This window comes from Sphingobium sp. MK2 (assembly GCF_040170545.1).
GTDB lineage: Bacteria > Pseudomonadota > Alphaproteobacteria > Sphingomonadales > Sphingomonadaceae > Sphingobium.
The window spans coordinates 1-12827 of sequence record NZ_JAZDXA010000054.1 but is presented as its reverse complement, the minus strand read 5'-3'; the positions used below and the strand labels follow the sequence as shown (position 1 = coordinate 12827).

The window sequence follows — 12827 nt, the reverse complement described above, 5'->3', positions numbered from 1 at the left end:
GCGAGAGGCGATCCCCGGCCCTGTTACCAGAGCCGTTTCCCGCATGGCCGTCCGCCCGGAAGCGGCTGTCCCGGGCATTACCCCGGGCATTTGGCTAATATGGTGACTCCGTCGCCATGCGGGACTGGTGAAGCCAGCCCGTTTAGGCGATCCCGCATTTACGTCATTTCTCAGATTCGACGTGGACAGGTGCCCCGTTCGACCCTTGGCCCTGCGACGCAGGGTGGTCCGCGTGACCGGATCGAAAGCTTGCAGAGGTTTTCCGCATCTTTCTCTCGAGCGTGAACTGAATCGATTTTCACACTCCACGCGGCGAAGACGCGACAGCCGTTGATGCGTCTCGACCGAAATCAAGTACCAGGTCTGGGATTTACGCAGTGTAGCATTCACCATACACGTCTTGCCCTGACCCTTGGCCGACCTACAACGGTTTCGGTCCCTGAGGGCCTTGCTCTCAACATGCTCTTGTCCCCTGCCGGTTTCCCCGGTCGCAGCCATTGCTGGCCAAGGTAAGTTGAGTGGGCATCGAATATGCTCCGGTTATTCGAGCGGGCTAGGCCCGCACTGAGAAACAACGCCGAAACGGCGCACGATCCAGATCTCAGCGGTGTAAGCAGCCGTTTCTTGCGACAGCGCGGCGCTATATTGGATGTGCTTTAGCTCGATTTTCATGGGGAAGCTCCAGACCGCTCCAGCAAACGGAGCGCCCCTCCCCATCCTCCTCCCCTCCTTTCGGTCAGTGCGGACCGTCCTGCGCTCCGAGGGGCCTGTATTCCGCGTCATAGGAACAGCTCTTCTCGAACTCCGGATCGTCCGTTTCATCGACCAGAAAACCGGTGATCTCCTCGGCAGGCTCTGCGTCGAGCACTGCGGCAGCATTGGGAAGCAGGCGGACAGGGAATATCCCCGTCCCGACAATTCCTTCGGCTTGCCGCATTGCGTCGGTGTGATCCTCCGCCGTTACCGCGACCTTGACCCTGATCGTCGCATAGACATGGACATGATGAAGCTTGCTCATTCGTCGATCTCCTCGACGCTGCTTTCACCATCGACGTCGAACGGGCCGGTGTCGGTGTCGATCGGCTCGTGGTCGGAACTGTAATCGTCGATCTGCTCGATTGTCGGGGACAGCCATTCGACGAAACGGTCGGCGCGACCCTGCGCCTGGGCGGCGCCTTCCGCATCGACGATCACGGAGATGAACGCCTTCACGTCGACCTGGTATCTAGGCATCGTTCGTCTCCCTTCCCTTGCCCCAGCGCTGGACGGTCTCGGTCTCGACCTGTTCGACCTGCACGATCCGGCCCCGGTTCATCGCCGCGTCGACGGGCGCGCAAAGCACGAAGTCGACTTCGAAGGCGCGTTCGGGGTCGTACCAGGGACCGAAACCCGGCTCCGTCTGTCCGGGAAGAGGCTCCTGGCGACGCAAGGCCTTGCGCGTCTCGCGTTCGATCGCGGCGAGGTCGGCTTCGACCCTGGGATTGATGGCGTCGCCGATGACGTTCACCTTGGCGGTGATCTCGACCAGCTCGGTGTGGAGATGGCTGGATCGCATGACGACGAGCACCTTGCGTTGTATTATCATGATGATTTCCTTTCTGAGAGCGACGTGTCGGCGGGATCGCCTTCGACGATGAGGGGCGGCAGGCGAAAATCGGCAGCGTCGAACCAGGCGATGATCGCTTCGAGCGAACCGAGCTTTTCGGCAGTTCCCCGGTTCAACACGACGTAGCCGCCTTCGTCGGCCGGATAGGAAGCCGGCTCGCCCTCGCCGGTGAAGACGACGCGTTCGGGATTCCACTCGCCGGGATAGCCGTCGCACGAGCGGATAAAAGGCAGGTTCAGCTCGATGCATCGCGCTTCGAGGTCCTCGAATTGTCCACCGACGACGCCGTAAGCATAGAGGTCGAGTGGCTGGCCGGGCGTGCGATGGGACGGATCGAAGGGTTCGCCATCCCACTCGACCGACAGCCGCTCGGCGAGGATGATGTCCGCCAACTCGTCATAGGCGGCTGCGGAGAGCGTTCCACCCAATCGGATGGACGCGGGTACTCGATTGGCCATGATAACCTCCGTAGGTTTGCTCCCGCCTGACACGGGGGCTGGATCGGACTGCTTCGGATTTCGATGTGCTCGGAGCAGCGGCTGGGCATGGCCACGACAGCTGCGCCTGAGCGTCAGCGATCAAATGGCTAGCTGGCGCCGGATCGGATCATCCCAGGCGAAGCGCAGCGGCATATTGGCGTAGCAGGTCGGCCATCGCGCTTCGGGCATGGCCCTTATTGCCGATGACGATCTCGGGCTGGAGTTCCCGGCCGAGCGCGGTGCGGTAACTGCGCGGCAATTGACCGTTTGCGTCCTCGACGACGATGCGGTGGCCACGAGGCTCCGCTGGGCCACCGTAACGCGCGGTGAAATCCCCGAGGCGCCCCGAAAGGCCAGCGGCCATCTTGCTCCAGCGGATGTGTCCGGCGGCAAATTGGTCGCCGGGCGCGCGGCCGCGCGCGAGCCAATGGCGGAACTGCGCGCGCTGCTGGAGCACTGAATTGCGCGTCCGTTCCATTGTTCGGGCGAGAGGCAGCATATCGGCATCAGCGTCGATGCGGCCGAGTTCCGCGTCGTCGGCAACGACCAGAATATCGGTATAGTCGCCTTGGCGCAGGAACTGGCGAAGCGCAGCACCATCGCCAGGTGCCGGGCCCGTCGATGTCCATAGCGGGCGGAGCCCGGATTCGGCGTTGGCCACAAAAAGGGCCGCGGCTTCGTATCCGGGCCGTTGGTGCAGCATCGCGAGGATGCCGATAGCCCCTGCCGTGATTTCGGATTCGCCGAGCAGAAGCAGACGCCGATGCCATGAAACGGGTGGAGGAACGTCGCTCGGGCTTGGCCATTGGCTGGGAAGCGGGCGTGCGGCTCGCGGGGTATCCGCGCGAATGGGCTCGGACGGAGTGGCCGCGAAGGATCGTCGGGCGACGTCGAAGACGTCGTCGGGTTGGCCGCCGCCATCCAGAAAGCCCTGATGGTAAGCGGGTCGGCGAACATCCGGTTGGTCCGGACGGGGCGACGACGGCGGCCGTGCCAACCATCCGGCGCGCGCGGCATAGCGGCCATCGGCATACGCAACGGCGGCGTCCCAGTCATAACCATGAATTTTGCGAGCATGGAGAATGGCGACATGGCGACTGTCTGTGCTGCCCTGCGCGATCTGCCGTTCGACAAAGGTGAAGTTCGCAGCCCTACGCTGTTGCTCGGTCTCCAGTCGGATCGCTTCGTGCAGCGGACCAAGCATCTGGACGCGCTCGCGGGTCCGCGCCATGCGGACGTCCAGCGGCGCGTCGTGCGGAAGATCGGGGAGGCATCTCCAGGCGTCGGCTATCGCTCGAGCGTGGTGGGCCGGACGGCCGCGCGCTATCCAGCATCCCGCGTCGGCGGGATCGAAGATGTCGGTTATGTCGGGAGTCCTTTGCGCGGCTGTTCAAGCTGCGAGCTGAAGCAGCGGCAACGCGGTGACATCGCCTTGCGTCGCGGCGCGATCGAGTACCGGGTAAGGCAGGCTCGGGACCTTTCGGGCCGCGATCCGGGCTGCCTTCGTGAGAGGAAAAAGAAAAGTATGGCAGCCAGGATGGCGCCGTCTGCGCAGGAACCCTGTGCGCTCGAGGTCGGCGAGCCAATCCGCGCGGTCTTCGCCGAAGCTCGGCGGCCTCGCCCCGGCTTCGAGAAGCGTGTCCATCGCATAGCGCTGGCCGCACTCGGCGTTGCGTATCTTGGATATGGCGCGCGAGGAGATCGGCTGGCCGTCAGGCAGGATCAGGTCGGTGCGCGGGCTCGATCTCCCAGAATATTGGCTCCCGGCCGCGCAATATACGAGGCCGCAATGCCCGGGCAGGACCAGTCGGCCATCGGCATCGACGCGTCGCACGGGATCAGCGTAGGAGATGACCGAGAGGATTTCAGGCTTCTCGCGCCGCAGGAGCCGGAATGCTCGGGCGATCATGAAAGTCTCGGCGTTGCCGCCCTGGGAATCGTCGATGACGAGACGCCCGAGATCGCAAGCCGTCCGTGGATCGGTGAGACCCGCGCTCTTGGGCACGCTGGCGTTGTTGACCGGGTGCGAGAAGACGCAGACCCCGACCAGCTCGGAGCGACCGCCCTTTCCATTTGCGAAGAGGCCCACCGAAAGGCGCGCGACAGGCATAGAGGCCGTATAGTGATGCGCCTGCACGAAGGGCGCCGCCTGGCGCTTGGTGCTGATGACATCGACGGCGAGGCGCTTGGGATCGATTTCCGTGGCGTTCGGGATCCAGCGGCAGCGACGATCGCGCCAGCGTTGGGTGCGGGTGGTGAGCACGGCAATCTCCTTATGGATTGCCTTCCGCCCTCTCCCTCCCCTCCCTCTGCTCTTCGGCGGTTCAGTCTTCCCAATTCTCGAAAGAAAGCCCCTCGACGCGGGAGAACTCGCGGATATTGCGGGTGATCACGGTGAACCCGCGCGCAAGCGCCTGGCCCGCGATCAGGGTATCGAGCGGCCCGATGGGTTTACCTATGCGGGCCAGGTTCGTTCGAACCTCTCCGGCCGTTCGGCTATCTGCGCGCGCGAAGTCCACGACCTCGAACCGCAAGGCACCGATCCGATCCAGATTCTCCTTGACCCGCGCGCTGTTGAACGCGCCGAAATAGAGTTCGTGCATGACGATCGACGACACGACGCAATCGAGCGTGCTGTGCCGCTCGAGATTCTTCCAGACCTGCTTATTCCCCTTGAACAGCGCGATGATTGTGTTGGCATCGAGCGAAAACGTCATGCGTCAGGGTCCATGGCGTCGCGAATTTCGAACTTCTGCGGCTCGTTGACCGCGGCCTCAAAATCTTCGTCCACCGGACCAACCAGCGCCTTGAGCCAGTTCCAGTCGGACGAGATCGGTTCGAGGATGACGGCATCTCCCTCTCGTCGAATGCGAACCTGATCTCCCTCGAAGCGAAACTCCTTGGGTAAACGCACGGCCTGGGAGCGACCGGTCTTGAATATCTTGGCGATTTCCATGTTCGCCTCCTATGCCTGTGGTAGGTATCAAAGATATATATCACGGTGCGGGGCGTACCGGAAGCGCCAACATGCCATTCTCCGCCCGGCGTTCCGTCCACAGAAGCGTGAAGCAGCGGCGGTCAGGGTTTCTTGGCCATTGGGCCGCAGCCCTCATCGCTGTGTGAGGGTTGAGTCGGAGGCGGTCGATTACTCGCCGAGCCTTTCAGCAGCGCATGAATCAGCCGCTCTTCTTTTTTGCTGATCCGGTGACGCCGGCGATCGCGCTCGATTTGCTGTTGCACGGCCTCGGCGCTGTAGCCGGTTGGGGAATTCTCGGTCATGCCGGTATCTCCGACCAGCCGCCAGCAGCGCTGATCCAGACCATGCCTAATGCTCCCGGCCGGGCCTCTTGCCCATCGATGGTCCGGGTGCCGGGATCACGCACGATCACGCCGCCGCTGTCATTGACGCGCAGCGGCGCCCTCCCGCCGAGCACGATCAAGTCGCCACGGCCGCCAGGCAAATGAACCATGTCGCCTGGCTCGACCTTGGCAGCCAGTTCGCGACCGATCGTGTAATGGAGCGTCCAGCCATTGCCGGTAATGTGTGTCATACACATCCTCCTTCCAAAAGGTTCGTTGAGGTCCACGGTGCGTCGCGACCGCGGGATGGGGAAATCCGGATCGAGGACATAGGAAATGTCTTTGCCTGCGAAGGCGGGTGGTCAGGCACGCTGCTTCAGTCGCTTCGCGGCAGCGGGATCGGGACGGCTTGCCCGCTGGCGAGGTTGAGGAAGGCGCCAGCGTGGCCGATGGAGCCGCGCCCGAGGAGATCGAACAAAAGCGCGAGAGCGTGGCTCGCCAGGACGCGGTTGACGAACAGCGATTGACGCTCGAGCGCCTCGGCAACCGAGCATGACGGGGCATTGTCGTCGGCCGAGCTTTCGTCTGCGAGTTCCGGGAAATATTCGAGCACGGTCGGAAGACGTCGGACGGCCTTGTCATTGGCACGGCCCGGGCAGCCGATAAGATATTGTCCGTCGGTCGCGCGATTTCCGAGATCCATCCAGTAGCTGGGCATGGATTTCCTCGCGCCAAGCGCCGAACCAATCGTGCGACGGGCCGAGGCGGTGTCGACGCAGGTGATGAGCATGTCGGCGTCTTCCACACCGATCGCGCCGGGTGCGCGACCATGAACCGCCTCCCAGGAGAGCCCGTGCGCGAGGTTGATCCTTTCCGTCAGTGTGCGCGCCTTCGAATTCCCTAGATCGCACCGGTAGAAGGGCTGGCGGCCGAGATTGGCTTCACTGACGGTATCATCGTCGACCACGGTGACATGGAGCGATCGGGAGGAGATCGCCCGCAGTGCCGTGTCCAGTGAGGCGAGACCCATCAACATCTGAGCGCCGTTCCCTCCGCAGCCGGCGAGCAGTATCCTTATGGTGCGATTGTCGAAGGCGGCGGGAAGATAGTGGCGGTCCTTGTGGTCAGGCTGCATCATCATCTCCTGAGAAAGGACTGCGCGGGACAGCCAGGAACAAGCCGTTGGCGCAGAGGCGCGACGCCATTTCCAGACCCTCCGCGTGGTCGAGCCGGCCGATCACGATCGCTATCTTCGTGGCATCGGCGTCGTCGGCATCGTCGGTGGCGCTGAAGAATGCACGACCGGATCCGTGGCTGTGAATGTCGCAGACGACATGCCAATCAGGCGCCAGGACAGGCGTGCGGTACACGAGGCGCGAAGGCGTTGCCTCGTCGATGGCGGGGAAATGCAACGAGAAGGCCTTGGTCGCCTCGTTCCAGAGCACGAACCCGGCGGCCTCGTTAGGCAAGGCCGCATAGAAATGCTCGAGAATGGACACAAGATGCTCGCGCGGGATCAGTCCGCACCGCAGATCGGCCCTTGGCTCGCCGGCGCTGCCATAGGGGAGATAAGCGGAGATCGGCGGCGTTAGAGGAACATCGAGCGCGAGCCAGGCCCGGCGCAGGATGAGCATGACACCGTCGTTCCCGATGGCGAGACCGTGGCCGGTGCGTGCGGCGCGAAGCGCATCGAGGGCGGGCGATCGCCCGTGGGGCGGAACCGGGTAGCAGGGTACAGCGGAGAGCACCGCGGCGGCTGTCGGATCATCGGCAAGCAGGGTCATCGCCGCGCGCTCGCAATAAGCTTCCCGACCGTCATCGGCTCGGCCGAAGCTGCCCGCGAGGTTTGCCGGCCGCGGAAGGGCCTGAGACGGCGGACTGGAAAGCGGACCGCACGTCGCGCGGCGAGATCGTCCCAGAGCCTGACAAGTCCCCCCTTGCCGGTGACGGTCAGTTCCTGGCCCGTATTGGGGTGCGTCGACCAGGAGTCGAATATCGCGCGCTCGAATTCCGGGATGGACGCGATCGTCGGCGATTTCGGCTGCGGGATGTTCCCCCAGCAAAGCCGCCCGTCGACGTAGACATTGAGGACCGGCGAGTGCAGCAGCTCGGTGTCGGCGGTGGGGCGTTCGTCGGTCGGAAGAGCATAGACGCCGAGGCTGGACCTCGTGGCGACAAACAGATGCGCCGGGTACGGGACGGGCAGGATCGTTCGCTCGGATAGTACCTTGAGGCCAACGGGCGGGCTCGACAGAGCGAAATAAGCTGAGCGCACCTGTGCCGGAGTCCACCATGCGAGCATGTCGGGATGGGCAACCAACACGCTGGCTGGCAGTATCTCGGGCAGGACGGTCCGGCCAAGCGCCTCGGTCCATTGCCGCAGGTGCGCGCGCGTCAGCGGAGCCCCCGCACCAATCGACGGCTGGCCTTCATCATCGTGCCCGACCGCGTGGATGCTGGCAAAGGCCGGCGCATCCCGTCGGGTCGCGCCGTAGGAGTTGATGTTGCGGGCCGCGTCGCGCCTATAGAGCAGGATGGCGTTGGTCAGCACCACGCCGCCGCCGCTCGCTTCGAAATGGGTGCTATGATCGGGCATGTAGGCCTCACAGGTTGTTGGGATCCAGTTGGATCAGGTGCTGGGCGGCGAGCAGGAATTGAGCGCCGAGCCGCAATGAGGTGAGCCAGTCGTCGATCCGGTTCGCGTCCGGCAGCGGGCAGAGTCCCGCGATGTCCATGAAGCCCATTTCCATGCCGTGTCGGCCGACATCGTCGAGTTCGGGCGCGAACTGCTCTGCGGGCACGATCGTCAGCGGCGGCAATGACGAGCATTCCTCGAAGCCGGGGACGTACTGGTAGATGAGATCGATGTCGAAGTGCCAGGCATTGCGTTCCGGTGGCAGCCGCTTCAAGGCGCGCCGCGCATGGTGGAGGCTGCACAGCTTCTGTCGCAGGCCGGTAGGGAGTTCCGCCGGTCGCGCGGCATTCGCCGTGATCATCCAATCGGGGCGGCGGGCGTTCATCGTGGACGGCAGCGCCTGCTCCTCGAGGTCGGCCTCGTCCGCGCCATGGTAGTAGATCAGGGATTGACGGGCGCCTTCGTCTTCCGTCTCTCCGTCCCAATAGTACATGGCGATTTGGTCGAAGAGGTCCTGGTAGCCGAAGACCGGGAGGACGCAGCCCAGGCTTTGCTCGAGCGCGCGATAGGCAGCGGCGCGCCAGGATATCGGCGCATCGCTGGTCTCGATCCATCCAAGGTCCATCTGCCCCATGCTGTCGCAGACGATGGCGATCGCCGGCGGGTCGCCGTCCTCGCCCTTCAGGACGGTCATCCGGAAGTCGGCGAGGTCGACCGGCGCTAGGATTTCAAGCACCGCTGCGCCGAAGACCTGTTCGATGCGGCGACGGGCCTGCGCGCGGGTATATTGTTTCGGCGACGTTTCCCTTGCCGCGACCCAGCCGCCGATCAGCTTGTGATGCGGTCCCAGCGGATGGTCGAAGAGGGTGGGAATATCGTCAGAGAGCGCGACGGATCGCCCCGCGAAATCAGCCGAGGGGCGGGAGGCTGAGGCCCGGAGGGGGTTCAAGCGGCTCGACGGCTTCGCTCGAGTGGTTGTCCGGGTCGAGGAGAAGCCGCGCGTGGAGGGCCTGGACGTGCGTGCTGCAGGCAGGCGGGGTGAAGTCGGTCGTGTCGCCATCGTCGGACTCGATCCAATGGAGGAGCGTTTTGCGGGGTGCTGCCGGGCTGGCCGCGCGCTTGCCGTGGGGCATGATCAGCCCTTGGTGCCGACCGCGCGGCGATATTCGGTGACGTGCGCGCTGCCCGATACGCCGGCATCCGCGATCTCGGCGTTGAGGATCGCCGGATAGAGCGTGGCATGGTAGGCGCGCAGGCCTTCCGGGTCGTTCGCGAGGTGCGGCGGCACCGGAAGGTCGATGCCGTCATATCTATATGTGCGGGTGAGATGATTGATCTTCATGGTTAGTCTCTCGGGCTTGTGATCGTGGAACAGGCTGAGCGAAGTCCGTCAGAAGAGGCTGGCGGGTTCGTCCGGCTTTGCGTTGGCCGGCGGACTGTTCGGGGCCGGAGGTTTCGTGGCGACGGCGTGCGCGCTCGACCTGGGCGGCGGCGCCGCGGTCTTCGCCTTTGCGGCTTCTGCGGCGGCGGCCTTCGCGTCTTCGGCCACCTGCCGTTGCTCGGCGAGTTGGTCGGCGAGCGTCTTGCGCGAAGCGATGAGCTGCCCGAGCGCGCCGTCCGGCCCCTTGGCGAGTTCCGCATCGATCTCGGCGGCGCTCGCCGTGATCGAGATCGGCCGGGTTTCGCCGGATTCGAGCTTGGAACCCGGGCCTTCCGCTTTGCGGGGAATGACGGTCAGGGTGACGGTGTCGTCGGGGCCGGCGATGAGGTCGAAGCCGAGCGAGTAGCGGGTGAGCAGCGGGAGCAGGCTTGCAATCAGCATGGTGGTCAGTCCTTGTCCTGGAAGAGCGTGGGAGCGGGTCAGGCAGCGATTTCGGGGATCGGCGCTTGGGCCGGCGGGACGGCACGGATCGGAGGCGGGCCATATTGGCCGTCGAGCGTCATGGCGCTCGGCAGACGGCCGGCCCAATCGAACCCGGTTCGGTTGAGCATGCCCGCGATGAGGTCGACCCTCTTGGAGGTGAGGAGCCTGGCGAAGGCCTTCTCGCCAATATGAGCGACCAGACCGCATTCCTGGGCGATGAATTTGAGCTCGTCCTTGGTGTAGCGTTCGAGGAACGCCTGATCGACCTGCCAGCTGTCGCGCAGGTCGACCTCGAAGACCCTTGCGAGGTCGGCGACATGCCCGAAGGCGAGAACATCCTTGGCGTAGGCGGCGCCGATGATCGAAAGCACGACTTCCGCCTGGCGGTTGGGCAGCGCCTGGATCGCGGTGATCTTGGCGCCATAGTCAAGGTCCGGGAAGGAGGCGCCGACCAGCAAGCCGGCGCGCGAGGTCAGGGTCTCGGCCTTGATCTGCGAGAGCGTGCCGGACATCGCGGCGACGAGGATCGTCGTGTGGGCGCGGCCACCATTGCCGGCAAGCGCACGCGCGAGCGCGGTTCGCCATGTCGCCTCGCGCAGGTCGGTGATGCGTCGCGCGATCGATTGGGCCGTGACGGTCTGCTTGTGCGCGGTCGACGTGCTGCTCGCGGAAGGGACCGAGGGCGAACGGGCGGATGAGCGCGTCTCGTTCCCGCCGGAGGATCGGGCATCGTCGGCTGACGGATGTCGGGAGTCTCCCGCCGACGCGGTATCGTCGACGGACGGCTCTTGTTCGTCGTGATCACCGTCATCGCCAGCAGGCGGAGCCGCGGCCCTTGCTGCCTTCTCGGCGCGTTCCTGCTCCTCGAAACGGATCATTTCGGCGGTTTGGGTCTTCAACTCGAAGCATGTCGGATTGGTGCAGTGCCCGTCGTCGACATGGGTTTCGAAGAGGACGCGCTGCGCACCCGAGTTGAACGGGCAGGTGGTGCATTCGGTCTTATCGAAGCAGGCGTTGCCAAGGTTCTGCGTGACGCGCATGAGCAGTTCGCGCGTCTTGGCGACGTCGAGGCCGGCGCTCAGGATCGTTTCGAGGGCCTTGTCCTGCTTGTCGCCGGGCACGGCCGCGAGCAGCTCGGCATGCCCGATCTTGATCCGGCGTTCATCGAGTGCGAGCTTGACGGAGTCGTTGAGCTCGGCGAGCGCCAGGCGGCGATCGAGCTTGGCCCGGGACCAACCGAGCCGTCCTGCGGCTTCGGCACGGTCGCCCTGGCACGCTGCGAGGTAGCGGACGGCGGCATCCGCCTGCTCGGTTTCCGAAGGGTCGTCACGGTCGTCATTCTCGGCGATCGCGGCTTCGAGTGCTTCCTGATCGGTCATTTCGCGGATGACGACAGGAACGTGACCGTCAGGACCATAGGCTTCCAGCGCGGCCCGGTAGCGGCGCTCGCCGGCGACGATGGAGAAGACGTCGCCCTTCGGACGAAGCAGGATGGGCTGGAGCACGCCACGCAGCCGGATCGAGGCTACGAGATCATCATGCTTTTTCTGGTCGAAATAGCGGCGGGGGTTATCCCCCTTTACGATCCTGGAGAGTCGCAGCGTGGTGGGATAGGTCGGTTGCGGTACGTCCATGGCTGATCTCCTCGTGGAATGTGACAGGCCCCGTCGTGCCGGGCCGTGTGTGCGGCTGCTGCGGGTCGAGCTGTCGATGGCGAAGTCGCGCGATCGATATCGGTCAGGTCACCGAATTGGTGGGGATGACGGCAACCTCGGTCGGATCACCATTACCCCTCCCCCTTCCCTCCCGTGGCCGGAGGGCCCGGTGGAGGGGCAGTCGTTTTCGAATGGGTTGAGCTTCCCCACGTCGAGCGTTGAGAAATCTCGCACGGTGCGCGTCACTTGCGCCGTTGGTTATCGCGTGATCACGCGGCGGGTGAGGTCGGGGATGCGAACATTGTCATAGGGACTGCTGACCGACATCTCGAGCGCGTCACGCTGCGCGCGATACCAGTCGGTGGCCTCGACCTTGTAGGTCTCGGTTGCATAGGGCTCACCGCCGCTTGAGAATTCGATCTCGACGGTGAAGCTGTGGAGCTCGATGTGCGAAGATGCGTGCATGATGACTTCCTTTCGAAACGAAAAGGGCGGCTCCGACCAAGGTCGAAGCCGCCGAGCATGAGCGGGGTTGAAACTGGAGGGGCCGCACCGTGGTCCGCAGCTGACCGAGTGCGAACATGCCGAATGAGTTCGGAAATACATGCGAGCGGGATTTGCCCGTCGATGGCTATTTACGCGGGAACCGATCCGCCATGGGCCTTCTCCAGGACGATACTGCGCGGCCCAATAACCACGCCAACCATGACCGCCCTCCTCCCCTCCCTTTTTGACTCGCGCGATGAATTTCGGCACTTGTCGTTTACGCTTGCGCAAGTGAGCCCGGTTCAAGACCGCTATTTCCAGCCAGAAGAAGGACGTTGCATGGCCGAGACCGAAGAAGCGGGCGTCATGTCTTTGACCGTGACGCTACTCAGCGCTTATTTTGCGAACAACACCGTCCCAAGCAGCGAACTGCCTGCACTCGTCGAGGGCACACGACGGGCCCTGCTGGGCGGCGCACCAGTCGCTGCCTCGGCGCCCGAAGTGAAGACCGAGGAAGACGGGGTCGAAGTCCCCGCTCCCGCATCCGATTTCAGGCCGGCCGTGACGGTGGAGGAAAGCCTTCTATCCGATGGTCGCGCCGGGCTATTCCGCGGCGCGGCGCGAAGTCGCGATGCGGCTTGGATTGGGTGGAAAGCGCAAGGGCGTGTCGCCGCCTCCAGCGCCCGAACCCGAAGCCGCGCCGGCAAGTGTCGCAGAAGCGGCAGTGTTGGGTTGGACGGCTCCCAACGGCATCGTGATGTGCCAGGATGAGGTCGTTGAAACACTCACATGAAGGAGCCGC

General features: G+C 64.3%; 20 protein-coding genes. 1 reads left to right on the top strand and 19 read right to left on the bottom strand.

Annotated features, from left to right (window positions below; genetic code table 11):
• Window positions 1-540: 540 nt before the first annotated feature.
• The 19 genes from V2I08_RS18440 to V2I08_RS18350 all read right to left on the bottom strand — a co-directional run bounded on the left by V2I08_RS18440 (window position 541) and on the right by V2I08_RS18350 (window position 12004).
• Window positions 541-672, bottom strand: a complete 132-nt coding sequence (locus tag V2I08_RS18440; protein WP_349636295.1) for a hypothetical protein — start codon at window positions 670-672, stop codon at window positions 541-543.
• 64 nt (window positions 673-736) lie between these two features.
• Entirely contained in the window at window positions 737-1018 is a 282-nt protein-coding gene (locus V2I08_RS18435) for a hypothetical protein (RefSeq protein WP_043152504.1), read from the bottom strand.
• Window positions 1015-1233: a hypothetical protein gene (locus tag V2I08_RS18430; protein WP_349636294.1), complete on the bottom strand. Its 219-nt coding sequence runs from the start codon at window positions 1231-1233 to the stop codon at window positions 1015-1017. Before V2I08_RS18430 ends, V2I08_RS18435 begins: the two co-directional genes overlap by 4 nt.
• Window positions 1226-1585, bottom strand: coding sequence for a hypothetical protein (locus tag V2I08_RS18425; RefSeq protein WP_349636293.1), 360 nt, complete (start codon window positions 1583-1585; stop codon window positions 1226-1228). The genes V2I08_RS18430 and V2I08_RS18425 overlap by 8 nt, the downstream gene beginning before the upstream one ends.
• Window positions 1582-1998: a hypothetical protein gene (locus tag V2I08_RS18420; RefSeq protein ID WP_349636292.1), complete on the bottom strand. Its 417-nt coding sequence runs from the start codon at window positions 1996-1998 to the stop codon at window positions 1582-1584. Before V2I08_RS18420 ends, V2I08_RS18425 begins: the two co-directional genes overlap by 4 nt.
• A gap of 214 nt (window positions 1999-2212) precedes the next feature.
• On the bottom strand, window positions 2213-3316 hold the full coding sequence (locus V2I08_RS18415; RefSeq protein ID WP_349636291.1) for a hypothetical protein: 1104 nt from the start codon (window positions 3314-3316) through the stop codon (window positions 2213-2215).
• 159 nt (window positions 3317-3475) lie between these two features.
• Entirely contained in the window at window positions 3476-4348 is an 873-nt protein-coding gene (locus V2I08_RS18410) for a hypothetical protein (protein ID WP_349636290.1), read from the bottom strand.
• Window positions 4349-4409: 61 nt separating this feature from the next.
• The gene (locus tag V2I08_RS18405) at window positions 4410-4802 is read right to left on the bottom strand and encodes a type II toxin-antitoxin system VapC family toxin (RefSeq protein ID WP_349636289.1); all 393 of its coding nucleotides are present in this window, start codon (window positions 4800-4802) and stop codon (window positions 4410-4412) included.
• On the bottom strand, window positions 4799-5041 hold the full coding sequence (locus V2I08_RS18400) for an AbrB/MazE/SpoVT family DNA-binding domain-containing protein (protein ID WP_043152496.1): 243 nt from the start codon (window positions 5039-5041) through the stop codon (window positions 4799-4801). Before V2I08_RS18400 ends, V2I08_RS18405 begins: the two co-directional genes overlap by 4 nt.
• Before the next feature lie 122 nt (window positions 5042-5163).
• Window positions 5164-5364 (bottom strand): hypothetical protein, encoded by a 201-nt coding sequence (locus V2I08_RS18395; RefSeq protein ID WP_336961005.1) that lies wholly within the window; start codon window positions 5362-5364, stop codon window positions 5164-5166.
• Complete coding sequence (locus tag V2I08_RS18390; RefSeq protein ID WP_043152495.1) at window positions 5361-5636, bottom strand: hypothetical protein; 276 nt, start codon at window positions 5634-5636, stop codon at window positions 5361-5363. The genes V2I08_RS18395 and V2I08_RS18390 overlap by 4 nt, the downstream gene beginning before the upstream one ends.
• 125 nt (window positions 5637-5761) lie before the next feature.
• Window positions 5762-6520 carry a PRTRC system ThiF family protein gene (locus V2I08_RS18385; RefSeq protein WP_043152525.1) on the bottom strand — a complete coding sequence of 253 codons (759 nt, stop codon included), beginning with the start codon at window positions 6518-6520 and terminating at the stop codon, window positions 5762-5764.
• Window positions 6510-7169, bottom strand: a complete 660-nt coding sequence (locus V2I08_RS18380; protein ID WP_349636288.1) for a PRTRC system protein A — start codon at window positions 7167-7169, stop codon at window positions 6510-6512. Before V2I08_RS18380 ends, V2I08_RS18385 begins: the two co-directional genes overlap by 11 nt.
• Window positions 7166-7981 (bottom strand): PRTRC system protein B, encoded by an 816-nt coding sequence (locus tag V2I08_RS18375; protein WP_349636287.1) that lies wholly within the window; start codon window positions 7979-7981, stop codon window positions 7166-7168. The genes V2I08_RS18380 and V2I08_RS18375 overlap by 4 nt, the downstream gene beginning before the upstream one ends.
• A 7-nt stretch (window positions 7982-7988) precedes the next feature.
• Window positions 7989-8969 carry a hypothetical protein gene (locus V2I08_RS18370; RefSeq protein ID WP_349636286.1) on the bottom strand — a complete coding sequence of 327 codons (981 nt, stop codon included), beginning with the start codon at window positions 8967-8969 and terminating at the stop codon, window positions 7989-7991.
• Between the two features lie 186 nt (window positions 8970-9155).
• Window positions 9156-9362 carry a PRTRC system protein C gene (locus V2I08_RS18365; RefSeq protein ID WP_043152489.1) on the bottom strand — a complete coding sequence of 69 codons (207 nt, stop codon included), beginning with the start codon at window positions 9360-9362 and terminating at the stop codon, window positions 9156-9158.
• Between the two features lie 48 nt (window positions 9363-9410).
• A complete protein-coding gene (locus V2I08_RS18360) occupies window positions 9411-9842 on the bottom strand; it encodes a PRTRC system protein E (protein WP_349636285.1) in 432 nt (143 codons plus the stop codon).
• Between the two features lie 38 nt (window positions 9843-9880).
• Complete coding sequence (locus tag V2I08_RS18355; protein ID WP_043152485.1) at window positions 9881-11518, bottom strand: PRTRC system ParB family protein; 1638 nt, start codon at window positions 11516-11518, stop codon at window positions 9881-9883.
• Between the two features lie 279 nt (window positions 11519-11797).
• Window positions 11798-12004 carry a hypothetical protein gene (locus tag V2I08_RS18350; protein ID WP_043152484.1) on the bottom strand — a complete coding sequence of 69 codons (207 nt, stop codon included), beginning with the start codon at window positions 12002-12004 and terminating at the stop codon, window positions 11798-11800.
• Window positions 12005-12244: 240 nt separating this feature from the next.
• On the opposite strand from V2I08_RS18350, the gene V2I08_RS18345 reads away from it, so the two are divergent.
• Window positions 12245-12796: a hypothetical protein gene (locus V2I08_RS18345; protein ID WP_349636284.1), complete on the top strand. Its 552-nt coding sequence runs from the start codon at window positions 12245-12247 to the stop codon at window positions 12794-12796.
• Window positions 12797-12827: the final 31 nt, after the last annotated feature.

Excerpts from the sequence above, each read along its gene's own strand:
- V2I08_RS18350 (WP_043152484.1), bottom strand. The coding sequence starts at position 12,004 with ATGCACGCATCTTCGCACATCGAGCTCCACAGCTTCACCGTCGAGATC.
- V2I08_RS18405 (WP_349636289.1), bottom strand. The coding sequence starts at position 4,802 with ATGACGTTTTCGCTCGATGCCAACACAATCATCGCGCTGTTCAAGGGG.
- V2I08_RS18360 (WP_349636285.1), bottom strand. The coding sequence starts at position 9,842 with ATGCTGATTGCAAGCCTGCTCCCGCTGCTCACCCGCTACTCGCTCGGC.
- V2I08_RS18380 (WP_349636288.1), bottom strand. The coding sequence starts at position 7,169 with ATGACCCTGCTTGCCGATGATCCGACAGCCGCCGCGGTGCTCTCCGCT.
- V2I08_RS18375 (WP_349636287.1), bottom strand. The coding sequence starts at position 7,981 with ATGCCCGATCATAGCACCCATTTCGAAGCGAGCGGCGGCGGCGTGGTG.
- V2I08_RS18385 (WP_043152525.1), bottom strand. The coding sequence starts at position 6,520 with ATGCAGCCTGACCACAAGGACCGCCACTATCTTCCCGCCGCCTTCGAC.
- V2I08_RS18415 (WP_349636291.1), bottom strand. The coding sequence starts at position 3,316 with ATGGCGCGGACCCGCGAGCGCGTCCAGATGCTTGGTCCGCTGCACGAA.
- V2I08_RS18365 (WP_043152489.1), bottom strand. The coding sequence starts at position 9,362 with ATGAAGATCAATCATCTCACCCGCACATATAGATATGACGGCATCGAC.
- V2I08_RS18345 (WP_349636284.1), top strand. The coding sequence starts at position 12,245 with ATGACCGCCCTCCTCCCCTCCCTTTTTGACTCGCGCGATGAATTTCGG.
- V2I08_RS18400 (WP_043152496.1), bottom strand. The coding sequence starts at position 5,041 with ATGGAAATCGCCAAGATATTCAAGACCGGTCGCTCCCAGGCCGTGCGT.
- V2I08_RS18355 (WP_043152485.1), bottom strand. The coding sequence starts at position 11,518 with ATGGACGTACCGCAACCGACCTATCCCACCACGCTGCGACTCTCCAGG.
- V2I08_RS18435 (WP_043152504.1), bottom strand. The coding sequence starts at position 1,018 with ATGAGCAAGCTTCATCATGTCCATGTCTATGCGACGATCAGGGTCAAG.
- V2I08_RS18425 (WP_349636293.1), bottom strand. The coding sequence starts at position 1,585 with ATGATAATACAACGCAAGGTGCTCGTCGTCATGCGATCCAGCCATCTC.
- V2I08_RS18440 (WP_349636295.1), bottom strand. The coding sequence starts at position 672 with ATGAAAATCGAGCTAAAGCACATCCAATATAGCGCCGCGCTGTCGCAA.
- V2I08_RS18430 (WP_349636294.1), bottom strand. The coding sequence starts at position 1,233 with ATGCCTAGATACCAGGTCGACGTGAAGGCGTTCATCTCCGTGATCGTC.
- V2I08_RS18390 (WP_043152495.1), bottom strand. The coding sequence starts at position 5,636 with ATGACACACATTACCGGCAATGGCTGGACGCTCCATTACACGATCGGT.
- V2I08_RS18395 (WP_336961005.1), bottom strand. The coding sequence starts at position 5,364 with ATGACCGAGAATTCCCCAACCGGCTACAGCGCCGAGGCCGTGCAACAG.